This is a genomic window from Pontibacter sp. YIM B11418, from assembly GCF_059278805.1.
In genome coordinates, this window is the sequence record NZ_JCAEMH010000006.1 from 250,585 (window position 1) to 276,394 (window position 25,810).

General features: G+C 49.4%; 18 protein-coding genes. 9 read left to right on the forward strand and 9 right to left on the reverse strand.

The window, feature by feature from the left end; translation table 11 throughout:
• Nucleotides 1-694 precede the first annotated feature (694 nt).
• From AC4QZR_RS16135 to AC4QZR_RS16165, 7 genes are all read left to right on the forward strand, one after another.
• A complete protein-coding gene (locus AC4QZR_RS16135) occupies nucleotides 695-2,089 on the forward strand; it encodes an undecaprenyl-phosphate glucose phosphotransferase (protein WP_494481844.1) in 1,395 nt (464 codons plus the stop codon).
• Between the two features lie 7 nt (nucleotides 2,090-2,096).
• Nucleotides 2,097-2,915 (forward strand): WecB/TagA/CpsF family glycosyltransferase, encoded by an 819-nt coding sequence (locus AC4QZR_RS16140; RefSeq protein ID WP_494481845.1) that lies wholly within the window; start codon nucleotides 2,097-2,099, stop codon nucleotides 2,913-2,915.
• Between the two features lie 299 nt (nucleotides 2,916-3,214).
• On the forward strand, nucleotides 3,215-4,015 hold the full coding sequence (rfbF, locus tag AC4QZR_RS16145; RefSeq protein ID WP_253405432.1) for a glucose-1-phosphate cytidylyltransferase: 801 nt from the start codon (nucleotides 3,215-3,217) through the stop codon (nucleotides 4,013-4,015).
• Between the two features lie 78 nt (nucleotides 4,016-4,093).
• Nucleotides 4,094-5,200: a CDP-glucose 4,6-dehydratase gene (gene rfbG / locus AC4QZR_RS16150; RefSeq protein WP_494481846.1), complete on the forward strand. Its 1,107-nt coding sequence runs from the start codon at nucleotides 4,094-4,096 to the stop codon at nucleotides 5,198-5,200.
• Between the two features lie 61 nt (nucleotides 5,201-5,261).
• Nucleotides 5,262-5,813, forward strand: coding sequence for a dTDP-4-dehydrorhamnose 3,5-epimerase (gene rfbC, locus AC4QZR_RS16155; protein ID WP_494481847.1), 552 nt, complete (start codon nucleotides 5,262-5,264; stop codon nucleotides 5,811-5,813).
• Between the two features lie 144 nt (nucleotides 5,814-5,957).
• On the forward strand, nucleotides 5,958-7,304 hold the full coding sequence (locus tag AC4QZR_RS16160) for an NAD(P)H-dependent oxidoreductase (RefSeq protein WP_494481848.1): 1,347 nt from the start codon (nucleotides 5,958-5,960) through the stop codon (nucleotides 7,302-7,304).
• A gap of 203 nt (nucleotides 7,305-7,507) precedes the next feature.
• Nucleotides 7,508-8,722: a glycosyltransferase family 4 protein gene (locus tag AC4QZR_RS16165; RefSeq protein ID WP_494481849.1), complete on the forward strand. Its 1,215-nt coding sequence runs from the start codon at nucleotides 7,508-7,510 to the stop codon at nucleotides 8,720-8,722.
• Between the two features lie 9 nt (nucleotides 8,723-8,731).
• Here the strand turns inward: AC4QZR_RS16165 and AC4QZR_RS16170 are convergent, their stop codons facing one another.
• From AC4QZR_RS16170 to AC4QZR_RS16180, 3 genes are all read right to left on the reverse strand, one after another.
• The gene (locus AC4QZR_RS16170) at nucleotides 8,732-9,973 is read right to left on the reverse strand and encodes a glycosyltransferase family 61 protein (protein ID WP_494481850.1); all 1,242 of its coding nucleotides are present in this window, start codon (nucleotides 9,971-9,973) and stop codon (nucleotides 8,732-8,734) included.
• A gap of 61 nt (nucleotides 9,974-10,034) precedes the next feature.
• The gene (locus AC4QZR_RS16175; RefSeq protein WP_494481851.1) at nucleotides 10,035-11,159 is read right to left on the reverse strand and encodes an alginate O-acetyltransferase AlgX-related protein; all 1,125 of its coding nucleotides are present in this window, start codon (nucleotides 11,157-11,159) and stop codon (nucleotides 10,035-10,037) included.
• Nucleotides 11,160-12,638 carry an MBOAT family O-acyltransferase gene (locus AC4QZR_RS16180; protein WP_494481852.1) on the reverse strand — a complete coding sequence of 493 codons (1,479 nt, stop codon included), beginning with the start codon at nucleotides 12,636-12,638 and terminating at the stop codon, nucleotides 11,160-11,162.
• A 602-nt stretch (nucleotides 12,639-13,240) separates the two neighbouring features.
• On the opposite strand from AC4QZR_RS16180, the gene AC4QZR_RS16185 reads away from it, so the two are divergent.
• Nucleotides 13,241-15,589, forward strand: coding sequence for a LamG-like jellyroll fold domain-containing protein (locus tag AC4QZR_RS16185; protein WP_494481853.1), 2,349 nt, complete (start codon nucleotides 13,241-13,243; stop codon nucleotides 15,587-15,589).
• Nucleotides 15,590-15,925: 336 nt separating this feature from the next.
• Nucleotides 15,926-16,402: a hypothetical protein gene (locus AC4QZR_RS16190; RefSeq protein WP_494481854.1), complete on the forward strand. Its 477-nt coding sequence runs from the start codon at nucleotides 15,926-15,928 to the stop codon at nucleotides 16,400-16,402.
• A 292-nt stretch (nucleotides 16,403-16,694) separates the two neighbouring features.
• On the opposite strand, the gene AC4QZR_RS16195 is transcribed toward AC4QZR_RS16190, so the two are convergent.
• The 6 genes from AC4QZR_RS16195 to AC4QZR_RS16220 all read right to left on the reverse strand — a co-directional run bounded on the left by AC4QZR_RS16195 (nucleotide 16,695) and on the right by AC4QZR_RS16220 (nucleotide 25,744).
• Nucleotides 16,695-19,313 (reverse strand): PA14 domain-containing protein, encoded by a 2,619-nt coding sequence (locus AC4QZR_RS16195; RefSeq protein WP_494481855.1) that lies wholly within the window; start codon nucleotides 19,311-19,313, stop codon nucleotides 16,695-16,697.
• 652 nt (nucleotides 19,314-19,965) lie between these two features.
• Nucleotides 19,966-21,249: a right-handed parallel beta-helix repeat-containing protein gene (locus AC4QZR_RS16200; protein ID WP_494481856.1), complete on the reverse strand. Its 1,284-nt coding sequence runs from the start codon at nucleotides 21,247-21,249 to the stop codon at nucleotides 19,966-19,968.
• A 9-nt stretch (nucleotides 21,250-21,258) separates the two neighbouring features.
• A complete protein-coding gene (locus tag AC4QZR_RS16205) occupies nucleotides 21,259-22,098 on the reverse strand; it encodes a glycosyltransferase family 2 protein (RefSeq protein WP_494481954.1) in 840 nt (279 codons plus the stop codon).
• 102 nt (nucleotides 22,099-22,200) lie between these two features.
• Nucleotides 22,201-23,097 carry a nucleotide-diphospho-sugar transferase gene (locus AC4QZR_RS16210; protein WP_494481857.1) on the reverse strand — a complete coding sequence of 299 codons (897 nt, stop codon included), beginning with the start codon at nucleotides 23,095-23,097 and terminating at the stop codon, nucleotides 22,201-22,203.
• Nucleotides 23,098-23,199: 102 nt separating this feature from the next.
• The gene (locus tag AC4QZR_RS16215) at nucleotides 23,200-24,501 is read right to left on the reverse strand and encodes an O-antigen ligase family protein (RefSeq protein WP_494481858.1); all 1,302 of its coding nucleotides are present in this window, start codon (nucleotides 24,499-24,501) and stop codon (nucleotides 23,200-23,202) included.
• 52 nt (nucleotides 24,502-24,553) lie between these two features.
• Complete coding sequence (locus tag AC4QZR_RS16220) at nucleotides 24,554-25,744, reverse strand: glycosyltransferase family 4 protein (RefSeq protein WP_494481859.1); 1,191 nt, start codon at nucleotides 25,742-25,744, stop codon at nucleotides 24,554-24,556.
• Between the last annotated feature and the right edge of the window lie 66 nt (nucleotides 25,745-25,810).

The following is a 25,810-nucleotide window of genomic DNA, read 5'->3' on the forward strand; positions in this document are numbered from 1 at the left end:
TTAATGTGATAGGGTCTTTTATCAGTTGTTTCCGTCCCAATGACCCTCCGGAACCCGCCTTCTAATCAATTCCTGCCTGTTAACACACCCTGCAGTAAAATAATTAGATAGTACTTTGTATTATTTTTATATGATATTAAAATATGCTTGGGTGTGTTTAAGTGGTGTATTCTCGTGTATCTTCTAATAAAATAAATCCACTTTTTGGTGACAGGTTTTAAAAGAATCTCTTTTGAGGTTTTCGGGCGGGCATAAATATTTTTTTACAAAATAAATAGACTCCCATATGTAACCTTTTGAGAAATGACAGGCCAAAACAAGGTGTTTTATTAGAATGGTTATATAACAAAGTTGTTAGTTATTATTTTACCTTATAACTATTTAAAAATATAAATATGTTAATATTTACGCTTTAAATTTTATTCCTGATTTAGCGATAAATTAATAAACCTTAATATAAATGCAGTCGTATTTCAGTCTAAATTCTGATAGCTAACTCGAAGCCAAATCTAATCTGGCAGAGGAAGACCCAAAACAGAAATAAAACTTAAAATATAAAAGTGAATACAGACATTAAGAATGTCATTGCTCCCGGAGCAACGTGGGGATTGACAAAGTGATTGAAGGTTAGAGGCGTTAGAAGGTCAATTTAGGGAAAAAGGGAATTATGATTCAATAAGTACAATTACAGGTTATGCACAAATACAGACACTATAATAGTTTTAATAGAATAATCTTATTAATACTAGACATTACGCTGATAGCTTTCGCTTTTAAGCTTTCAAACCTTTTCAGATACGGCGATCTGGAACTCACCCACCAATACAGTATCTTCTTTGTACTTTTCGCGCTGGTGTGGTGGATCGTATCAGGGTTCAAGAACTTCGTTTTCAGAGTGGACGCTTTCCTGCCAGTGGGCAGAAGGACAGGTAACCTGTTGAATGCCTTTGCGATACACGCCGTGATCCTCACCAGCTGTATCGTAATCTTCAACCTGGAGCATCTGTCCCGCTTGTTGCTTCTGTATACCTATCTGTTTACAGCCTTGCTGATTGGTGTTAGCCGTGTGGTTCTTTTCCTGGCCCAGCGCTACTTCTCGAAATCGGATATGGCTTACAGCCGCTACGTGATCGTAGGGATGGGACCAGCCGCCATCAACCTGCACCAGACCTTCAGCAACGACGAAGCGCCAGGCCGTAAGTTTATGGGCTTCTTCACAGACAAGGCCGACGAACTGAGCAAACACAGCAGCATGGTGAAAGGCAATGTGTCTGATCTTCAGGATTTTTGCCTCCAGAACAACATCGACGAGGTATACTATACCCTGCCTGTAAATGACAAAGAGCACATCGACGAGCTCACTGAGTTTGCTGACGAGAACTTCATCTACTTCCGTATTGTGCCTGATTTCAGCGCCATTGTGCAGCGTGAAGTGAATATGTACTTCTACCAGAACATCCCAATGATCAGTGTGCGTAAAGAGCCACTGGAGCAAGTGACCAACCGTGTTGCGAAGCGTGTATTTGATATTGCCTTCTCTTCTGCTGTTATCCTGCTCCTGTTCCCGATCGTAATGCCGATTATCGCGCTGGCTATCAAAATCAGCTCACCGGGGCCTATTTTCTTCAAGCAGCTGCGTCCTGGTAAAAAGAACCGCCTGTTTGTGTGCTACAAGTTCAGAACCATGCGTGTGAATAACAGCACTGAACTACAAGCCACTAAGAATGACCCGCGTATTACAAGAGTGGGTGCCTTCCTGCGCAAGACGAACCTGGACGAATTGCCACAGTTTTTCAACGTGCTGCTAGGAGATATGTCGGTAGTGGGACCGCGTCCGAACCTGGTATCGCAGCTGGATCACTACTCTAAAGTGATCAACAAATACAAGATGCGTCACTTCGTAACACCGGGTATCACAGGATATGCACAGGTGAGCGGCTACCGCGGCGAAACCAAAGAAGTGCACCTGATGGAGAAGCGTGTGGAGTACGATGTGAAATACATGGAGAACTGGAGCTTCATGATGGACATGAAAATTATTTTCCTGACCGTGTGGAACATGGTGAAAGGCGAGAAAAATGCATACTAACGATATAATGGAACCAAGCACCCTACGCAGAACGGCAGCACCCCTGCAGCAGAAGCGTCGCTTACTGAATTCCTACATTACCACGGGTCGCTTCGATGAATTTGTGGAGCAGGTCTTCTGGATGACCGAAAACAGAGACTCTTCTTATGTGTGCTTTGCCAATGTGCATATGCTGGTAGAGGCTTCTCAGGATCCGGGATTCAATAAAATTTTAAATGAGGCAGATGTGGCCTCGCCAGACGGAGGGCCTTTGTCGAAACTGATGAAGCTGAAGTACGGCCACCAGCAGGACCGCGTGCCAGGTATGGACCTGATGCCGCGCCTGATCGAGGAGGCTGCTGCCAGAGGCAAGTCGGTTTTCTTCTACGGCTCTACAAACGATGTGCTGGAGGCTGTAGTCGCCACAGCCAAGGCGAAGCACCCTAACATCGAAATAGCGGGCCATTACTCGCCGCCTTTCCGCCAACTGACGGAGGCTGAGGACCAGTCGATCGTGGATATGATCAACGACGCAGGAGCTGACCTGGTGTTTGTTGCCCTGGGTTGCCCGAAGCAGGAGCGCTGGATGGCTGAGCACAAAGGCCGCGTGAAAGCCTGTATGCTGGGAGTAGGACAGGCCTATATGACGTACGCCGGTCTGGAGAAGCGATTGCCGAAGTGGGCGCGTGACCTGTCGCTGGAGTGGACGTACCGGCTGTACCAGGAGCCAAAGCGGCTCTGGAAGCGCTACCTCGTCACCAACAGCACCTTCGTATACCTGACCCTGAAAGATGCACTCTTTCCAAAAGATAAACATAGCAAAGCCACCACCGTTACGGTAAGCTAGCCAACAAAAAATGCGCTGTGCAGGTATAGAAGCCCGCAGCGCATTTTTTTCATTCGATCTTCCCGATTTTCAAAATGGCGCTTTTTGGAGGATACTCGGCAAAGGCCCAACCTATCCGCCAAATGCAGGTATAAGAACGGAAGGTTACCGGCTGAGGCGTGTTATAACATGTGAGGTCCTGACTATCAGGTAGCTAATTTGTCGCCTTCAGAAAAACAACATTATCAAAATCAAAATATAGTAATTGTCGTATAGATGACAGATTTAAATATAAATTCAACCCAAACCCTTAGAAATTAATGAAAGCTGTAATACTGGCAGGCGGATACGGAACCCGCATCAGTGAGGAGAGTGGCATCAGGCCGAAGCCTATGGTGGAGATCGGCGGAAAACCCATCCTCTGGCATATCATGAAAATATACTCGGCCCACGGCATCAACGACTTTGTAATCTGCTGCGGCTACAAAGGACACATGATCAAAGAGTATTTCGCCAACTACTTCCTCTATAACTCCGACGTGACCTTCGACATGAACAACAACAGCATGGAGGTGCACCAGAATAAAACAGAATCGTGGAAGGTGACGCTCGTGGACACGGGTGAAGGCACTTTGACGGGCGGCCGTCTGAAGCGCGTACGTGACTACATTGGTGATGAAACCTTCTGCCTGACGTATGGCGACGGCGTGAGCGACGTCGACATCAGCGCCTCTATTGCCTTCCACCGGCAGCAGGGCACCAAAGCTACGCTTACGGCCGTGCAGCAGCCCGGTCGATTTGGTGTTTTCACACTTTCCGGAGAAGATACACATGTGCGCCACTTCCAGGAAAAGCCGGAAGGCGGCGAGCAGCCTTGGATAAACGGCGGCTTCTTTGTGCTAGAGCCTTCTGTAATTGACTACATCGACGGTGACCATACCACCTGGGAGCGCGAACCGATGGAGCGACTGGCCCGCGAAGGCGAGATGTCAGCTTTCAAGCACACCGGCTTCTGGCAACCAATGGACACCTTGCGAGACAAAAACTACCTGGAGGAATTAATTCAGGCTGGCAATGCGCCATGGTACAATGTAATCAAAAACCAACCCGTAAATGCCTAAACGGATCCAGGTATACCGGAATGTTTGCGCTTGCGTATAACATATCCTATACCTGACCTTTTAGCGAAACATAAGCTGATGAAGAGAGAATTTCTGCAGCAAACCTATCAAAACAAAAAAGTATTTCTGACGGGCCACACTGGCTTCAAGGGTTCCTGGATGCTGCAAATGCTACATTCCCTGGGCGCTGAGGTGATGGGCTACGCGCTTGCACCTGAAACTGACGAAGACCTGTACCACCTGATGGACGGCGACAGTCTGTGCGAGTCGGTGATTGCTGACATTCGTGACAAGGAGGCGGTGGAAAAAGCCATACTGCGTTTTCAGCCGGACTTTATATTCCATTTGGCAGCCCAGCCGCTGGTGCGTCTTTCCTACGAATTTCCGTCGGAGACTTTTGCCGTGAATGCCATCGGCACGGCCCATGTGCTGGATGCGGTTCGTAAATTGGAAAAGCCTTGCACCGTTGTGCTGATCACAACGGACAAGGTATACGAGAACAAGGAATGGGTATACCCCTACCGCGAAACCGACCAGCTGGGCGGCTACGATCCATATAGCGCCAGCAAAGCCTGTGCGGAACTGGTAATTTCGTCCTATACCCGCTCGTTCTTTCATCCGGACACCTACCACAAGCATCAGAAAACAATTGCCAGCACCCGTGCCGGTAACGTGATCGGTGGCGGCGATTGGGCCAAGGATCGTATTATACCGGATATTGTGCGGGCGCTGCGGGTAGGAGAGCCGGTGACGGTGCGCAACCCGAATGCGGTGCGTCCGTGGCAGCACGTATTGGAGCCGCTGGGCGGTTACCTCTTGCTTGGTGCTAAAATGGCGGAAGATCCGAAAGCCTTTGGGGGTGCCTGGAACTTCGGTCCACAGGCCGGCGACAACAGTCCGGTGGAGGATTTGGTGCAAAAAGCCTTACAGGTATGGGGCTCAGGCAGCTACGACAAGCCGGAGCTCAAGAACCAGCCACACGAAGCAGGTCTGCTCAAACTTGACATTAGCAAAGCGCTGGTAGAGTTGGGCTGGACGCCGAAATACAACTCAGCGCAGGCCATTGAGCGCACCATCGGCTGGTATAAGACTTACCACGAAGGTATAACCGACATCAAAGAATTTACGATGGGGCAGATCGCGGAATACCTGGGAGAAGAACAACCCGTATACCTGCCATCTTAATCCGAACGACAGACGCCTGCAAGGCAGCCCTTTGCAGGTGTTCTCAAATACATCAACACACATGATCTTTACAGAAACCAAGCTAAAAGGCGCCTACATCATCGACATCAAAAAGCTGGAGGACGAGCGTGGCTTCTTCGGCCGGGCCTATTGCCAGAAGGAGTTTGAGCAGTACGGACTCAACACCAACCTGGTGCAGGCGAATGTGAGCTACAACTACAAGAAAGGCACTTTGCGTGGCATGCACATGCAACTGGCCCCACACGTTGAGACTAAACTGGTGCGCTGTACCCGAGGTGCTATTTACGATGTGATTGTGGATCTGCGTCCGGACTCCGAAACGTATAAGCAATGGATAGGCGTAGAACTGACTGCTGACAATTACCGCATGCTTTATGTGCCGGAAGGATTCGCGCACGGCTACCTCACGCTGGAGGATAACTCCGATGTAATGTACCAGGTAACGGCCTTTTATGCGGCAGGAGCAGAGCGCGGCCACCGCTGGAACGACCCGGCTTTCAATATTGAGTGGCCGATGGAGCCACAGATCATCTCGGAGAAAGACCAGAACCATCTTTTGCTGGAGACCATACCTGAGCAGTCGGCTTTGTAGAAAAGAACCTGGCAAAAGACTGATTGACAAAGGACAAAAGACTTTCAAAATGCGATTACAGCTGATTACAGCGGGGCCTATATAGTAGTCCTTTGTCCTATGTCAAAAAACTCCTTTGTCTAAATTTTACTTAACGAGAACAATATGATCATTATAGATACTGCATTAGCCAAACGAGAAGCCGAGGGCAGACCTGTCCGCGTAGGGATGGTAGGAGCCGGCTTTATGGCCAAGGGTGTGGCGTTGCAAATAAAAAACCACGTGCCAGGTATGCAACTGGTGGCTATCTCGAATCGGACCATTGACCGTGCCCGCGAAACTTACAACGAAGCAGGTATAGCTGACGTGGAGGAAGTAGATTCTGTAGAGGCTTTGCAGGAGAACATCCGGAACGGCAGGTATAGCATCACCAACGACCCGATGCTGCTGTGTCGCGCAGAAGGTATAGACGCTATTCTGGAAGTTACCGGTGCCGTAGAGTTCGGAGCGCAGGTGGCGCTGGAGGCTATCCGTAACGGCAAGCACACCATCATGATGGATGCCGAAGTGGACGGTACGGTTGGTCCGATTTTGAAGGTATACGCCGACAAGGCGGGCGTCGTGTTCACGAATGTGGACGGCGACCAGCCCGGTGTGATCATGAACTTGTACCGCTACGTGAAGTCCATCGGCATGAAGCCCGTGCTTTGCGGCAACATCAAAGGCCTGCACGACCCATACCGCAACCCGACTACGCAGGAGGGTTTTGCCAAGCGCTGGGGACAGAACCCTGCCATGGTCACTTCCTTTGCCGATGGTACCAAGATTTCCTTCGAGCAGGCCATTGTGGCGAACGGAACAGGTATGCGCGTGGCCAAGCGCGGCATGCTGGGGCCATATGCACCCCAAGGAGCCAATATCCGGGAGTCGGTGAATCTGTTCCCACTGGAAGAACTCACCAACGGACCCGGCATTGTGGACTACGTGGTAGGTATAGCCGAGCCGGCTGGCGGCGTGTTTGTCCTCGCTACGCAGGACAATCCGCGGCAGCAGCATTACCTCAACTATTACAAAATGGGCGAGGGTCCACTGTACTGTTTCTATACCCCGTACCACCTCTGCCACCTCGAAGTGCCTCTCACCATCGCCAGAGCCGTGCTCTTCCAGGACGCCGCCCTCACGCCACTGGATCGTCCGTATGTGGAGGTAGTGACTGCCGCCAAGATAGACCTGAGAGCGGGAGAAACCATCGACGGCATCGGCCACTACATGACCTACGGCCTTTGCGAAAACGCCGATGTGACCGAGCGCGAGAATCTGCTACCAATGGGTATAGCCGAAGGCTGTGTACTGAAACGCGACATTCCGAAAGACCAGGTACTGACCTACGACGATGTGATTCTGCCGGAAGGCCGGACGATCGACAAGCTACGGGAAGAGCAGCGCCTGTATTTCGCTTCTGCTTTTGCGGAGAACAAAGCACAATCACCCAACACAACTGCGATCGCCTAAACCCTCAGGTTTATAAAATACGGCATCATGCAAAATCCCGCCCGGGCCATACCTGACCTAGTCGGGATTTTGCATGATGGATATGCTACTGCCAACAGGCGATCAGGTATACACTTATCTCGTAGGTATTGGGCTATACCTTGGAGCAGACGCGATTTTAATTCTTTACAGTTACAGAATCATTGATTTAACTCACCCTTTACATGCGCATTCTTCAAGTTCACAACCATTATAAAATTTCCGCTGGCGAAGACACCGTTTTCTATGCAGAGGCGGCTTTACTTGAAAATCACGGGCATACGGTGGCTAAATTCACGCTCTCTAACGAAGATGTAAACTCGGTCACTGAAAAGCTCGGGGCTGCGCTCGGTGTGGTATACAATACCAAAAGTGCCCGCATGCTGAAGGATAAAATCAAGGCCTTTCAGCCGGACATCATCCACGTGCACAACTTTTTCCCCCTGATTTCGCCTGCTGTGTTTGATGTCGCCTACAAACTGGGTGTGCCTGTTGTAATGACCCTGCACAACTACCGGCTGATCTGCCCAAGCGCCTACCTGCACTATAACGGCCGCATTCACATGGAGAACGTTCACAAGGCTTTTCCGCTACAAGCTATACTGGACAAGGCCTACCGAAACTCCATGTTTCAAACGGCATCCGTCGTGCTGACCACAGGTGTGCACAAACTACTGGGTACCTGGCAGCACAAAGTGGATCGATTCATCACGCTCACACAAGGGGGCAGCGATCTGTTTTTCAATTCCTCTCTCAAACCCAGACGAGGGCAGCTGGTTGTAAAACCGAACTTCACGGCTGACCTGGGTCTGAGCGTAGCAGAAAGAGGGGACCACTTTCTTTTTGTCGGAAGGCTGTCTCCGGAGAAAGGGATCGGCACACTCCTGAAGGCAACGGAACTGTATCCTTTTAAGCTTAAAATAATAGGGGATGGCTCCATGCGCGAAGAAGTGGAACGGCATGCCGCAAACTATCCGAATGTAGAATATTTAGGCTATCAAAAACTAGACAGGGTGGAGCAGGAGCTGAAAACTGCCAAAGCGCTCATTTTTCCATCGGAATGGATGGAGACATTCGGCATGACCATCATCGAGGCTTTCTCGACTGGCACACCGGCCATAGCCGCCAAAATAGGCGGAGCGGAACAGCTGGTCGAAGATGGTATAAACGGTCTGCACTATACCCCCGGCCAGCCCGCTGAGTTGGCTGAAAAAGTGCGTATGCTGCTGCACGATCAGGACTTGGCGCAGCGTTTAGGTATAGCCGCCCGGCAGCGCTATGAAACGCAATACACCCCGGAGGCGAATTACCGCATGCTCGTCTCCATATATGAGGATGTGATCAGGTCTAAAAAGAGAAAAGCCCCTGCAACCGAAGTCGCAGAGGCAAATTTTTCCTAAAATCAGGTTCTAAACCGTTTCCACACTACTTTTCTTTCCCGAACTCTTTCGCATTTTCTCAAGGATTTCTACTACCTGATTGGTGTCTACGAGCAGGTGCTGGCGTTGTCCTTCGTCGGCATTGTGCACCGGCTTGTCGCCTTTGCAGATGATGTAGTCGTAGTCCAGATCTATTTTAGTGGCGATATCATAGAAAGGCTCTATTACAAACCCTTCATGGAAGATCTCAATGATTTTGGTGCCCGGCTTGCAGAAGAACATGCTGATCAGGCCGGCCCCTGTGGCGGAAACGACCACTTTGGCCTGTGAAAACATCCTGATCTTCTCCAGAATGCTATACTTACTCGAAACGATCGACTTAAAACTATAGGGTTCCAAGGCCTCCAACAGTTCCTTTTCATTCAGTACATTGCGCATAGCCGAGTCGCTACGGCTGATGTACAGGTAAGGTACCCGCTCAGATGCAGGTAAGATTTCATGCTGTACCAAAGGCAGGAAGGAGTCGCGGATGTACTTGCCCAGCCAGCGCGGCACCAGGGTATGGTTTCCGCGCGGCGCCGTGGAGGCGATGATGCGGTCAGCGGTGAGGTGATGGTATTCTATCGATGTGATGATCTTCTCGGCAGGTATACCCAGCAGTTCCAATGTTTCGGTTTGGTAACTGTAGCGTGTGCTGGGCACCAGGAACCAGTCTACTTCGTTGTAAAGGCCGCTTTCGCGGAGCAGGTGCAGGCGCGGCAGCACATCCATAAACCAGTGGCCGATGTTGTTGAGTCCTGCGCCACCGGTCAGCATGCTGAACACTGTGCCCTGAAAGCGGGTCGGTGCCTGAAAATAACTCTGGGTAAAGATATTATTCTTAGCGGCACTTACCACTTTGCCATCCACCAGACTAAGCGATACATTTTCTATGATGCGGTTTTGCTGAGACACGATGGCCACGCTGCTCTCATTGTCTGTGTAGATGCGTCCGTTAGGCACCTCCGCCACAACGTAGTCTGTAGTGACGCTTCGCATAGGCTTCCAATAGTCAGAGCAGGCCTTGTAAAGGTCCTCTGATATCTCGAGCGGGGTAGTCAGGTTAGGGTAGATGCTATGCACCTTCACCTCGGATGTGGGGCAGTCAGTCTGACCACCTTTGTTAATCTGGCAAACGCCAATAGGTCTGAATCGGGTGTTATGGGGGATGATACGTCCAAGAATCTTTTTCAGACGTTTGGTAGATTTATCGTAAAATACCTTTGGTTTCATATATATAAGGTGAGTAATAGTTGCTATACGTTTGTAATTCGAATTTGGCTGTGTTGTACCATCAATCCAGCTGTTTCACCAGGTGCCGGGTGTTGAGCTCAGTGCTGTCACCAGCCTGTTGCAAATGTTGCGTCAGTAGGCTTGCGGCAGCCACCACCGCTATGTTGTTCCAGTGCCCGTCGTCGGCAGGATACAGCTTCTTCTTTTCGTTTTGATACAGGTGTTCGAACGCGCCTTGCGTGTCTACTACTGTTATGTCCCTGCTTTGGAGCTCAGCAACCAGCCGGGGCAGAAAATCCGGTTTACGCACCGATGGCAGTAGCTGGTGGTAAATGTTTTCTTTGTTAGGTATAGGCATGAACACAAAAGGTATTCCACGCGCTGCCAGTGCATGTTTGTAGCCTTCCAACACATCGGCAATCTGCTTTATTTCTTCGTCACTGAAGGTTCGGTTAGCGAGCTCGCCTTCCATGAAAAATTCATTCTGGTACTGGATGTACTGCTTTTTGCCAAACTTCCGCTCAATGTTAGCCAAGGTGCGGTGATAGAGCGCCAGCTTCGAAATGCGGTCTGCCGTCACGGCCAGCCAGGTTAGCACTTCGGAGGAGTTAATAAAGGTGCCTGTGCGGTCGCGGAGTTTGTTGCCTATACCTGTGGCGCCCACGGCGGGCAGCTCGGGTATACGGCGCTCAATGCTCGAAACCACCACCATCTCAGGCGGATTTTCCTCGAAGCGCCTAGTACCCAGAAAACGGTTGACCGTGGCGGGCGCGAAGGAGTATACCTCTTTTGCCAGCTGCTTTTCCAGCACTTCAGCCAGCGTTTCCTCCTGCGAGAGCTTGGCACCGGTGATGTTGGAGTCCCCGATCAGCAGCACCTCGGCTTTGGTGTCGCGGTTGCGGTAGCCGTAGGGGTCCGTAAACCATTCCACCTGCTTTTTCTCAGCATAAGGGGTGCGTGGGGCCAGTTCGCCCTCTTCCTCCATGCGCAGGTGCATGTTCGGGTAAAAAGGTCCTGACAACAGGCGTACACTGTTCACCGAAATGGTTTCCCATACCCTGAAGGTGAAGGTGTCCATCGGCAGCACTACAGCCTCTATAATGGGCCACAGCACGAACGGCAGCACGAGTAGCGTCAGTTTCCCGAAGAGCCTTTTTACCTCGTTATTTTTCGTTTCGCGTGCCATTTAGAACTGAAAGTAAATGAACTCCTGGTGTCCGAACTGCCCGAAAAGCAGCACCGCAACAATGGCTGCATAGTAAAGTCCCCAGCGCACCACGGCGGGTTTTTGGCCAATGAGCTGCGATACGCTGCCGTGCCGCTGTATGAGGTGCACCGTTTCCATGATCATGATCGAGACAACAGACACGGCGAATACCTTAAAGCCCTGGTCCATAAACAGGATGTGCTGCAGGTCTATACCTGCCAGCAGCTGCCGGACGTTGCTTATACCTGTCACACTTCTTTGTAGAATGTAGAAGGCTTCCCCGATAGAGTTAGCCCGGAAAAACACCCAAGAGAAAAGCACCAGTGCAAACACACTCAGCACCTGCACCCATTTGTAGAGCAGCGGGCTTTTCATAAGGCCCAGCGATCTGGCCAGGGCATTTCGCTGACTGGCCGTCACGATAGCAAACACCAGGTAAAAGCCGTGCAAGGCTCCCCACACTACAAAGGTCCAGTTAGCGCCGTGCCACAGCCCGCTCACCAAAAACGTAATGAACAGGTTGTAATACCAGCGCCATTTTACCACGCGGTTGCCTCCCAGCGGAATATAGAGGTAGTCGCGAAACCAGGACGAAAGTGAAATATGCCAGCGACTCCAGAACTCAGAGATGCTCTTAGAAAAGTAAGGCCTGCGGAAGTTCTCCATCAGCCGGAAACCCATCACCTGCGCCGCCCCTATGGCGATATCAGAGTAGCCCGAGAAGTCGCAGTAGATCTGGAAGGCGAAAAAAACAGTGGCGATGATCAGCGTGATGCCTTCATAGTCGGTTGGGTTGTTGTATACCTGGTTCACCATCAGGGCCAGGTTGTCCGCGATCATGATCTTCTTGAAAAATCCCCAGCCCATGCGCCGAAGGCCAGCCACAACGCGCTCGTAGCTGAACTCGTGCTTTATTTTGAGTTGTCCGATCAAGTTCCCCGCCCGCTCAATGGGACCCGCCACCAGCTGCGGAAAAAAGGTGACAAACAGCGCAAAGATGCCCAGATGCCGCTCTGCCTTAATGCGCCCGTGGTACACGTCGATCGAGTAACTCATGGTCTGGAAGGTATAGAAGGAGATACCCATCGGCAGCAGCAGCTCAAAAGCCGGCACGGCATAGCTCATGTTCAGGGCCGAGGCCACATCCCGTGCGCTGTCGTTAAAGAAATTGTAATACTTGAATAAGCCGAGTATGCTCAGGTTAGAGAACAGCGAGAGCCAGAGGTAGGGCTTGCGTTTGTGTTTTTCCTCGTCGCTATACCTGCCCATAGCACGGCCGCAGAAATAATCAACCAGGGTAGACCCGATCAGGATCAGGGTATAGGCGGGCCGCCATGAGGCATAGAAGTAATAGCTGGCCAGCAGCAGGATGAGCCATCTTCGGTTCGGGGGCGTCAAAAAGTAGAGCGTGACTACTACCGGGAAGAATATGAAAAATTCAGTAGAGTTGAATAACATACGCAGACGCTGTTATGGATCGAGAGAAGTGTGTAGTCCTATGCCGTTTGTCTGCTTTCAATCCCTCCCTGACTTGTGACAAATGAAACCAGCAGGCATTTTCCCCTATTATATTTAGTGTCGGGTCAAAAGGTTTAGGATATTAGTATATATTTTACCGGCAGTAGAGGCGCCTTGGACTAATTGTGCAGCTTTCTATACGCATCTTGTCTGAAATAGCTGTTAGGTAAATGAAAAAATTGCATTGACCGGCTTATCTGCTATTCTCCTGCGCCGTCGTGTGTCAGGTAGGTTATGTTATCAGATCTGTATTCTCCAATTTTTGGCCGCTATATTCCTTGCCAGTACCTCTTTTTATGCCCGTTGCTTTGTGGACAATTTAAGTATGCTGCAAAGCCGAACATCTGGGCCGCTGCGGCGTAATATTATTGTACTCTAATACAACAGTAGTCCTATACTCTCCGTAAAGGACATGCAGTGTTGCGAATTAGTATTTTAAGTAGAACAACAGCTGTTCAGCCCTAAACGAGACCCTAATACAACCCAAATCAAAGTAGCGAGCATTTATTAAATGCCGTGATACAGATACTTAGTGAGCTTATATGATAGCATCTTCTTTCAGGTACATTTTCCGGTACCTTTCTTTATACCCTTGGGGCGGTAAGCGCAAAATAGCCCTGGCAGGTGCACTTAGCATGCTGCTGGGTTTAGCAGCTCAGGATGTGGCGCAGGCTCAGACGAACTGCCCTCCCGGTTTGGTGCATCACTTCGGGTTTGACGAAAAAGTGGCCGGCAGCTACACAGATTACATAACCGGCGCCAGTGCCATCTGTACAGGTTGTCCTGCCCCAGCTGTTAGTCGCTTTGGCGGTGGGCAAAGTTTCAACGGTTCCAGTGGCCTTCAATTCAGTGAGATAGAAAAATTCCAATGGGGACCCAATCATAATTTTACGCTCGAGGTATGGGTGAAGGTAAACCGCAAGTCATCCAATCAGGTAATCGTCGGTCGCAAATCGAGTGATGGTCTGACGGCATGGTGGCTGGGGGTGGACCCGGAGGGGCATGCTGTTTTTGACATGCAGGATAATTATGGCGCCCCACATACCATGAAGGACTACCTGAAAGCTGTCAATTTGTTTGATGGCAAGTGGCACCACCTGGCAGTAGTTCGTGAAGGTGGCCCCCAGATTACCAAACTGTATGTAGATGGGTTTCGGGTAGACGACAGGAGGACCGAAATAAGGGAATACCGCGGCAGTATGGAGTCATCCAGCCCTGTCACAATCGGGTACATTGATATTGACTCGAAGTATTATTTTGACGGCATAATTGACGAACTGCTGGTCTATGACACCAATTTGTCCGAACAGGCAGCGCGTGACCGCTACAATCACGGAGCAGGCAATTACTGCGGACCTGAAGACATCAGCCCCGAGATCGTATCCACGCCCATTACGTTTGGCACAGTCAACCAGCAATATAAATACGATGTGAATGCCGCTGGCAAACCCGCCCCTCGGTACATCCTGATATCAGGCCCGTCCGGTATGACCATCAACGCGGGTACGGGTCTCATCTCCTGGGTGCCTCAAGCCGCCGGAAGCTTCGCAGTGGAGGTGAAAGCCAATAACAGCCAGGGCGAGAGCGCCCCGCAACGCTTTCAGGTCGAGGTAAGAGCCGCCACGGAAGAGAGCATCGGGATACTGCACCACTGGAAGCTGAATGAAAATTCAGGCCCTAATTACCGGGACGTGTATACGCCGATTGATGCAGTTGCCCAGGCAAGAAGCCGTCCTTCCTCCGTGAAAGGTGCAGTAGAAGGGGGACAGCGTTTTAATGGAAAGGACACGGGGCTTGATGTAATCGGTAGTCCGAACTTTGACTGGAAAGCGAATGAAACCTTTACGATCGAGCTATGGCTCCGCACCGATACCAAAGAAGGTAGTAGTGAAGCCCAGAATCAGGTTCTGATCGGGCGCCATGCCACGGACTCGCCATCGCAGTGGTGGCTGGGACTCGACCAAAACCGGAAAGCCGCTTTTTACCTGCCAGACATCGAGTTTAAAGGAAATCTTATCAGCTCCAGCGGCCCCAAGCTGAATGACGGGGGCTGGCACCAACTCGTGGCGGTGCGGGATGGCAGTTCAGGGGCTACCAGGCTGTATGTGGATGGTGAGCAAATTGCCGCCGGCAACTTCGTGTATGATTTTGGATTTAGTAGCCGGTCGCCTGTTAACATTGGCTACTTCAATGCGAGTCTGCTTAACAGTTACCACTACGAAGGCGACCTGGATGAAGTAAAGCTTTTTGGCAGAGCGCTCACGGCAGAAGAAATAAGAGAGCGCTTCGTAGAAGTGTACAATAACCTGACAGGCATCCTGAGCTTTAAAGGACGCTACGCAGATGGCGAGGGCTTCAGCCAGAAAACCGTCCTGCTGGACTGGAGAACGCTTTATGAGCTGGAAACGAATTTCTTTGAAATAGAGCGATCTGAGGATGGTGAGAACTTCACCGCCATCGGTCAGGTAAAAGCTTCCGGCACCACAACGGCCGCCATCGACTATACCTTTACAGACGAAAAGCCACTCAAAGAGCAGGGTTATTACAGGCTCCGGCTAGTTAGGATGGACGGTACGGCTACCTACTCTAATATTATTCTGGTACAGGACCGGTCGCCAGCTGCTTCCTCTTTCAGGGTGTATCCGAATCCGGCTGCAGTGGGAGATGAATTGACCATCGAGGTTGCCAATCTGAAAGAGAGTGAAGAAGTAACCTTTATGATAACGGACGCTTCCGGAAGGCAAGTGCTCAACCGGAAAGTACGGACAGATGAGCTTGGTGAACTGTACCTGACGCTGCCTGTCGGGGCAGATTTAAAACCTGGTATCTATAACCTGACAGTGGCCGGCAGTAACAAAACCCTTAACCGTAAGCTCGTGATAGCCCGTTAGTGCAATTGAACTGAAAACATAAAGAACAAGGCCTAGACGATGCTGCATGACGAATACCGGGCGAGACTGAAGTACAGTCAGGTAAAGCCGGCGATAACTATCCTGCGGCGTCAGGAGACTTGCTCAGATTTTAGGTATACGAGCAGGCTATAAATTTAAATTATATTCAATAACTCATTGAATATAAGGTGTTTGTATATAATATTTTCTAGATGTCAGTTTTTTGATAAACCCTACTAATTGTAGCTCGTACTAAGCTTGAAAAACATCGAATACTCTCCGCCAGATAAACACCCGATCATCAGATTCCTTTACTAAATTTAATTGTATTATTTTATGAAAAAACTATTTATAATTCCAATACTTTTCGCGCTCTTCCTTACTTCATGCGACAAGGACAAAGATGAAAAGTTGGAGCCACCAGTTTCAGAAATTGATGCAAAGATGCGTGGCGACTGGACAAACACACAGATCAAAAGAGTTTACTATTCAGATCAAAATGAGGTTATGTTCACTGACTCAGTTCAGTATCAGACGGTCTTTAGCTTTAACGGAAAACAGTTAACTGTTACAGCGCCAGGAAGTCAGCCAGAAGTAATGAATTACAGTTTCCCAGACCCTAACGATTCTACTGTAATTGAATTGCAGCGAGGTAGCGATAGGGGAAAGTACACTGTTAGCTCTATCTCAGGTTCAGATATGACTTGGACAGAAGAAAAACCATATGCCGGTTTCCCGGAAGAGGCATCGGATGCGGAGAAAACAACATCTCAAAAAGGTGTGTATACCTGGAAATTCGTTCGCAAAAATTAGTAGCGAATGACGTATCCTGATCTTCAGGTATGCTAGGATAAAGGGAAACCTCCGGTTTCAGGTATACAGTCGCTGTATTACCTAAAATGGGGTCATGAATATAACTTCTGAGAACCTTATATTCGGTCCTAAGACTTTCTGCTGATCAGGTATAGAGCTGCTATAGAACAGAAAAGCGGTGCAGGAAAACTCCTGCATCGCTTTTTATTATCCGGCTGGCATTGGCCAAGCCTAGTAGTCTATTGTTTCTGTCCCTTGATCAACCAAGGAAGATCCGTTTTGTAAGAAATACTTACTCTTTAATCAGCTTGATTGTAGCGCTTTTGCCGGCGTTGTCAGTATACTTCAGGAAGTATAGACCTGCTCTTAGACCGGTAGCAGCCAGGTTTATCACCAGCTTGTTGTTCTCTACCTTCAGGTTTTCTTCTTTGTATACCACTGTGCCAGCCTGGTCTAGGATAACAACTTCCTGCAGCTTGATCTCCTCTTTGCCCAGGTCGAGTGTTACCACGTCGTTGAATGGGTTAGGGTATGCGCTTACTTTTTCGAAGCTGATGTTTGTATCAGTTGTCTCAGCAGTAAGTGCTGACGAAGAAGAAGCAGTCAGAGACTCGATTGGAGACAATCTGTTAGCAGCGATCGGACGCTCCAGCGTGCCGTTCGGCAACTGCCAGCCCACGGCCAGGTTGTCGCCGCCGCCGCCCTGCAGCATCAGCGCCTCGATGTAGTAGCGCTTGCCGGCCTCCAGGGTGATCTTGGCCGACTGCTGGCCACTGGTCTTGGTCCACTCACGCGGGTTGGTCCAGGTGCTGGAAAGGGCGATTCTGGTCTTCTTGGTTGGGTCCTCCGAAGTGCTCAGGTATAGCTCAGCCACGTCGTCGGCCGCGATCCAGAAGGTGTACTGGCCTGAAACAGGAGCAGTCACGTAGCCGCGGATGCGCTGGCCGTAGTTGTTGCCCTGGCCACCCGGCGCTTCGAATGAAGTCAGTTCAGTAGTCGAGGCAGGCTTTGTGTTCACTGGGATCACGCTCACCGCTGAGCCGTGCACATTTGACCAGTAATCGCGTGTGATCTTGCCTACAGGTGTTGTCGTTGCAGTAGGTGCTGTTACTGTTGCTACAGGAGCAGTGCTTCCCATTTCAGACAGTCTGTTTCCAGCGATCGGACGCTCCATGGTACCGTTCGGCAGTTGCCAGCCTACGGCCAGGTTGTCGCCACCGCCGCCCTGCAGCATCAGCGCCTCGATGTAGTAGCGCTTGCCAGCCTCCAGGGTAATCTTGGCAGACTGCTGACCGCTGGTCTTGGTCCACTCACGTGGGTTAGTCCAGGTGCTTGACAGGGCGATTCTGGTCTTCTTAGCCGGATCCTCGCTTGTGCTCAGGTATAGCTCAGCTACGTCATCGGCCGCGATCCAGAAAGTATACTGGCCTGAAGCAGGAGCAGTCACGTAGCCGCGGATGCGCTGGCCGTAGTTATTGCCCTGGCCTGTTGGTGCTTCAAACGAGCTAAGAGCGCTTGTAGAAGTTGGATTTGTTGTTACCGGAATTGCGCTTACAGTAGAACCGTGCACATTTGACCAGAAATCACGAGTGATCTTACCATTACCAGCTGTGCTGCCAGTCGAGCCAGAACCAGTAGTTGGTGCCTGGTCAGCAGGTATAGTAGCTACCGGATCCTGTACTGGTTGTGTAGGTGAAGTAACCGGAGCTGAACCGTTAGGGCCTAGTACAATACCGTTGCTGCTAAGTTTATTCAACCAGGCAGTGTATTCGTTCTTTTCGTGCTGCTTTGTGATGTTACCACCAACGTATGGATTGTTCTCGTTTTTAACCAAACCGTCCGGGAAGTAATTCTTGTCGAACAGGCTGCCCTGGCTCATAACACCGGTCACGTTATTGCGCATTACGGCATTGAAAGTAGCGCCTTTCTTATAGTAGTCGTAGCCGTACAGGCCTACGTTGTGCGTGTTTACGCGAGTGCCATCGTCAAACAAGCCAGAGTTCACGCCACGGTTGTTGTATACCTCGATGTTGTTACCGCCTGCGATAGCGTAGTTATAGTTGCCAATGTTCACAGTCTGGTTGTCGTATACCTTCACGTAAGCAGTAGCTATGGCAGCCGGATCGCCCATACCATCCTGGTACCATGAGTCAGCGATGATACCACCACCTGAGAATTTGGTCTCTGTAGCAGGTATAGGGTAAGCACCCTGGATATAGTTGTTGTGTACTCGGATTGGAGAAGCGGAAGTACCGCGTGAGTTTGACAGGTTGATGTTGTCTTCTACCAACGAATTGTTTGGCTCGTTGATGATTTCATTCCAGGCAATTTCGGCATGTGGCAGGTTACCACGGTAGTTGAACTGAGTGAACTGCGAGTGCTCGCGCTGACCACCGTATACACGACCGTCAATGTTCTTGGCCTTGTTGTAGCGTATTTTTACCGTGTTGTTAGTAGATCCGTCACCTTCATAGCGCGTGCCCACATAAATGCCGGCTGTACCTTCCAGGTAGCAGTTCTCTACAATAACGTTCTTGAAGTTGTTTACAGTTAAGAAACGACGTGGTTTCTTGTAATCCCTGAAAGGAGTAGGGGTAAGGCCGTAGCCTTTTGTGTTTTTTACGGTGATGTTGGCGGCATAGCCCCAGCTTTTGATCAGATAACCGGCACCACGAATGTTCGAATTAACGATGGTTACAGGTTCAGAAGTACGAACATCGACAGCAGCTACCTCAGAATCTCTTGATTCCCAGTTGCCTGTGTAAGTACCTCCTTTTGTGATTACTAATGGCCCGCTGTAAGTCTGGGCGTTAACGAAACCCGTCGAGAACAGAAAGGCTACGAGTGTGAGGATAAAAGCAGACAGAGTTGTCCCCGTCCACTTAGTCTCCTGAGTGGAAATTGTATTCATCTTTTTGGCTAAAAGTTGAAAAATTAAAAAATGTACTCCTTATAAGGCACCAGGCTTGTTTCTGTTTTCTGATACAGAAGCAGATGTACTGCCTGTTGCTTTTTATGAAAATACTAAGCTTGGTAAACCGAAGCGCGTATGTTCATATATAAGTTGTTGCAAATATAAGTCGGAATTTTTTAGAAAAACCAGTCTTTTTTGATTTATTCTTGAATAAATCATAAGTACTTGGAATATTTAAATTATCAAAATAAGCGAATAGTGTATTTAAATCGTTTTTAGCAGGTTTGAATGCTTATTAAATAATTAAAAAAGGTTACATAAATTTAAAAAATACAATATTATTAATTTAATAAAATAATGATAAAATATGAAATAAATTATAATTATTAATTACAAATATAGAGTGCTAGTATAAGTGAAGGGTGAAGAGTATACAAAACAGATAAATATATTAAATATAATATATTTAATAATGCGGCTTTTGTACTTTAGTTTTTTAAAGGTGTTGCAACGCTGAATTGGCAGCTTTAAAAATGCCTAGGACTGAAGTAGATAGGGTGAATGGGATTGCTTGTTATTACTATGATAAGCAATGACATGGAGGGCTTTTCGTTGAATAGATTCAGACACCTGTTCGCAGGTTTACTCGCTACTGGATAGATGACGGTTCAGCAGACGTTGCTGGTTGTGCCGGAGGGGGGCCAAGCAAGATGCCGTTATCCGCAAGCTTCGACTTCCACATCTGATACTCGGTCCGTTCGCTTTGCTTCGTTATGTCGCCTTTTAGGAAGGTGTTGCTGTGTTCGCGCACCGTCCCGTCCGGAAAATAATGGTTGTCGTTCCGACCGTCCTGCCCCATGATTCCGATCACATTACTATGGAAGATATTGTTGAAAGTAGCATTTTTTTTGTAGAAGTCGTAGCCGTATAGACCCTGAGTCCACATCTTAAACTTCTCTCCATTCTCAAAGCGGGCAGAGGTAACAGCCCGGTTGTTAAAAACCTCAATGTTATTGCCGCCAGCGATGGCGTAGTTGTAATTGCCGAGGTTGACAGTCTGGTTGTCGTATACCTTCACATGGGCAGTGGCCACTTCTTTTGGGTCGCCCATGCCATCCTCATACCAGGAGTCCGCAATAATGCCACCACCAGAGTATTCTTTGCTATCGGCCGGGTAAGGATAAGCTCCTTGGATGTAATTGTTGTGAATGCGGATGGGAGAGGCCGGGGTGCCGCGCGAATTCGACAGGTTGATGTTATCCTCCACAAGCGACTTGTTCGGCTCATTGATCACCTCGTTCCAGGCGATCTCGGCATGCTGGATCGGGTTTCGAAAATTGAACTGTACAAACTGCGATCGGTACCAACCCTCATAAATGCGCCCGTCGATGTTCTTTGCCACGTTGTAACGAATCTTGACGGTATTGTCCGGACTGCCATTGCCCTTGTAAGCGTCTCCAATGTAGATACCGGCCGTGTTCTCGAGGTAACAGTTCTCTACTACCACATGCTTGAAATCGTTCACGATCAGAAAACGCCGGGGCTTCTCATATAGGATCCAGGGGGTGGGGGGAAGGCCGTAGCCTCTGGTGTTTCTGACGGTAATGTTGGCCGCATGTCCCCAGCTTTTGATCAGGTAGCCGGCGCCCCGGATGCTGGAATTCTCGATGATGACGGGCTCCGATGTTCTGATTTCCACAGCAGGCACCTCGGAGTCCCTGGATTCCCAGTTGCCGGAGTAAGTGCCTTTCTTCGTGATCACGATCGGGTCGTTGTAGCCAACTGTTGTGGCTTTGGCACTCCTTTTTGCTCCAGGCAGGTGCCCCTGGGTATAGTAATAAGCAAAAAGCATTGCCACTACCACCAGGGGAATAGCAATGCTTCGTGTTTTAAGGTATGGAAATTCTTTCTTCAAATCAATCGCCTGGTACATCAGGTGGTGTTATCTTAAAAAATACCCGAACAGCCTGCGGGTATAGCCGTTTGCCAAATGGAACGGAATATAAGGAGCAGGACAATTCTTCAGCGTAAACCTTGTAAAGTCACGCAGGTTACCGCCGCCCTTCAGGTCGAACAGGTGCTTGTAGTAGTTTTTAAAGTTCTTGTCGCTCCTTATCTGGCGCTCCCCGCTTTCTTCCGGGTAGGTGAGTAGCCTGGCGTCGTAGTTTACGTACAGCTCAAATCCTGCTCTCCTGGCCGTATGGGTATAGTCGTAGTCGGCAATGTAATGCGGGAAGCGGTCCTGGTCGAAGAGCCCTATCTTTTCGATGACCGCACGAGGTATAAGCAAGCCTCTGCCCGGCAAGTGGGTCACCGCATGCAGGCCCTTTTGCTCATCTTTCGACAGGGTAGGCAGCACTTCTTCGATGGTATTCAGCAGCCAGTTTAAGCGCTCCCCTCCAAAGATAGGCTGTTGCGTATTGGCATCCAGTTCGAGCGCTCCCAAAAGGGCTTCTGGCTTTTGCTCATGCCAGTAGTACATTTTCTCGATCAGGCGCTCATCCGTGATCACGTCGTTGTTCATGGTCATGATAAGCTCAGCGCCTTGCTTCAGGGCATGCCGGATACCCATGTTTACGCCGGCTGTCCAGAACAGGCTGCCACTGCCTTTAAGTACTTCCACTTCCGGAAATTCCTGCCGCAGCATGTCTTCTGTTCCGTCTGTAGAGCCATCGTCCACAATAACCACTTTAAAACGCTGGTCTGTTTGTTTGCCTAAAGATAGGAGGCACTCGCGTGTATATTCTTTTCTGTTAAATACAGGTATGATGATGCTGATCATATGTTTCAAATGTGAATCTGTTAATAGGTGCAGATCATGCTGTCAGCGTTGCAGCTAAGCAGCACTATCTACGAAAATAAGAGAGGTTGTTATTGGATTGTTTTACAAATTCAAACTCAGGATGCTTTTGAGCTTTGAACTTACCTTGCCTTTGATCAAGTGATTGAAGTTCTTGGTGTCTGACTCAATGTCTCGTACCACAAAACGCGGGTGTCGCAGCGGGAAAGCGATCTCGTTTTCCTTGATCTGTGCCTTGTTATCGTGGGTGTTAAACGTGTGCGTGGCGTCTTCTCCAAAGCCGATATTGCGCACCAGGTTTACCTCCGGCACAATACAAAGCCCTGAATTGCTGTATACAGTAAACTCCCACTGGTAATCCCATATATCGCCGTTCGAGATACTGGCGAACGCTTCTTCGAGCTTGCTCAGGCGATAAGTCTCTTCAAACTTGTTCAGGAACAGACCTTTCAGGTAGCCTTTCTCCTTCAACTCTGGGTAGGCTTTCAGGTTGAAGTCAAAGAGCTGCCAGGCTCTGCGCCAGGTGGCCCAGCCCCAGGCGTTCACTTTGTTGGAGAAGTAGTACGAGTAGTCATTGTCTCTGCGCCAGCCATTCAGGTAGTTGTTGCCGCTGATGTGCATGATGCGTGTATCGTTTTTATACTTGTCCAAAAGCTCCTGGCAAAACCAGAAAAAGCTTTTGGAGGGTACGCAGTCGTCTTCCAGGATAATTCCGGACTCTTCATGCTCAAAGAACCAGCTAATTGCTGTAGCAGGCGCCACACCACACTTCAGGTTTTTCTCCTGGAAAAGCGTTTTTACTTCGCAGTCCCAGTCCACTTGTTCTACAATGCGCCGGGTCTCGGCGCATTTAGCTATATCTGTCTCCACGCCAGGTCGCGGGCCATCGGCGGCTACATAGAGTCGCGCTGGCTTTACCTGGCGGATACGGTCGAATACTTGTTGTGTGGTATGAGCTCTATTGAATATAATTAATAGCACGGGTGTGTGCAGTGGGGTAGTAGGAATAGAATTACTCATAATATTAAGGTATAACGATATGTCTGTTTTGTATACTGAAATTGCCGTCAGAAGTTACTGTAATCAGGCAGCTGTTAGCTTGCGGTACTGTCCGACTGCTTTGGCCTTCCAGCGCGAGCCGAAATCGCGCAGATAACTGGTGCGCTCCACTCCATCTTCTTCCATGTAAACGATGGCCCAGCCCAGCACGGCGTAATAGAACACGGGTAGTACGTACGAGAAACCATAGGCAAAGCCTGTGCTAATAAAGGCGATCAGGATGATCTGGTTTACGGTCATGGCTTTCGAGCGCAGGCCTTTCACGATCGCGTAAATAGGCATGATGCAGTAAATGGCGAGTCCGACAAAGCCGGTATAGAACAAAATATCTACATAGAAGCTGTGGAAGTGGTGCCCCTGGCCATCGTCGAACACGGGCTCATTGGTATCGTCACGCCAGAACTGAATGGGCAGCTCAAAACCTTCGAAGCGCATGCCTATCAGCCAGTTATCCTGAATGAAGGGCAGGTACGACATCCACTGTATGTAGCGCCAGCCCCCCGTGCCCTGCGAGTCGAAGTTCTCTATGTCAGAGAAGCTGTCCTGTATCTTGTTAATGATCTCGGGGTTCGTCGAGAAAAGGAAAGCACTGCTGGCTATACCTGCGATCAATAGAACGATACCGATGGGCATGAATTTCGCAGCGAAGTTGATCGATAAGCCAGACTTAAACCTGATCAGGAGGTAATACACAACCAATATGATGGCAGTCGATATCCAAACTGTCCGGTGTTGAAAGAAAACGATCGAGACCAATATAAAGAAAGCCATAAACAGGCTCATCAGTTTGCCATGGAAAATGTATTTGCTCAGGAAATACATGAAAGGAATCACCAGCATGTATACGGAAGAAGCGTACACCCCCCGCTCATGTGAGGTAAAAGCTCCCAAGCTAAGCTTATCAGGATGCACCACGATAACGCTGACCCAAAAGCCGCCCAGTATAAACCAGACTACGTGCGAGAACTTCAGGTGAAAATTGCCTTTGTAAAAGGTATAAACAAAGAAAATGAAGTAAAATAAAAACAGCTTCTGGAAAACGTGCGGGTACACCATGGGGGTGCCATAAAAGTAGTACGACTCGAACACCATGGCAAATACATACAACGTCGTGAGTACGTAGGCTACCCGCATGACGGGCGACATGCGCTTAAAATAAAAAGCACTATAGCCAAACGAAACAGCCGCCATACCTTTCAGCAAAAGGTTCAGCATGTTGCCCTGCGCTTCCAGGTTGTGCGGGAATGCCAACTCTGTAAAAGCATTGTCCATGATGAGGATCATGGCAAGCGGGATAATGAATATAAAGCTGTAGTTAAATTTCATACGGTTGTTTCATTCTAAAGCCATTTTCGGAAAGTGGCTCGCAGTAACCCGTTTAGGCAACCTGCTTTGGCTTACCGGACTGTACCGCAGGCTGCAGGGGCTTGCCCAAAATCTCGCTGTAGTACTTCAAATGCCGGTCAACGATCACGTGCTCAGAGAAATTCTCCTCGGCATAGGTATAGCCTTCGTGTACAAGCGTCTGGTATAACTCCCTGTCTGACAGAAGGCGTCCCACTTCGGTCGCCATAGAGTCAGGTGATTCCACGTCGCACAGCAGGCCAGCTTTGCCATAATTGAGCAAATGCGGAATGTAGCCACTGTCTTTGCCCCCAACTGTCGGCGTGCGGGCCACCATTGCCTCGAGCAGCACCATGCCAAATGACTCTTCCCTGGAAGGGTGCAGGAGCACCTGGGCATTCTGGATCAGCCTGAACACCTCGTCATAAGGCATCGGGCCCATAAACCGTACGCCATCTGTTAAGTTTTGTTTCTGCGCATACTGCTGTGCCAGGCCTCCCTTTTCAGAGTCGACCCCCACCAGGTAGTACTCCAGGTCCGGAAACTGCTTGCGCAGCAGGGCAAAGGCCTGCAATCCGGTCTCTATGTTTTTACGGTGTGTGAAGCCCTGGGCTACCGTAATGATATAATTTCCCTTTTGGGCAGTAGCGGCCAGACGCTGATGCAGTGTACTTGGATAAAAATTGTCGATGACTCTGGTTTTGGATTTGGTTTTACTATCAAGCTGGTTGTAGGTATAGGCCGAGTTGGCCAGCAGGAAATCCGCCTTGCTCACGACGATGTAATTGATCATCCAGCGCACCATCCGGAACATGTCTGGTATTTTGCGCAGGATCTGGAACGCCACATCATGCAGGCTCACCACGGTTGGTTTTCCGGTTTTCAGGGCCGCCCAGGCAAACTCGTAGCTCCAGAAAGCACTGATGAAATCTGCCGGATGGGCTGCCATCATCTTCCGAAGGTCTTCCACCTCGAACAGAAAAAAACGGCGGCCCGGCTGTGGCTTCTGGCGGCTGATACAAACCTTGAGGTTGCCGCTTTCCAGCACCATCGGCTCCGAGATTTCTGTTGAATTGGTGTAGGCGATCACTTTAAAACCTCTTTTAAGCAAAGCGTTGATGAAGTGCGAGGTGAGGGGGAACGCATTGGTCGGGGGTAAGTTCGTATCTTTCAGGTCCCAGTCAAGTATTCGCAATTCAACGGGCCCAGCTACTCCTATAGTCATTTGGTTTTCTTCTAGAGTAAATTAGTATGCATTAGACGAGCCAAGGCTGGCTAACTAGTGTTGTCA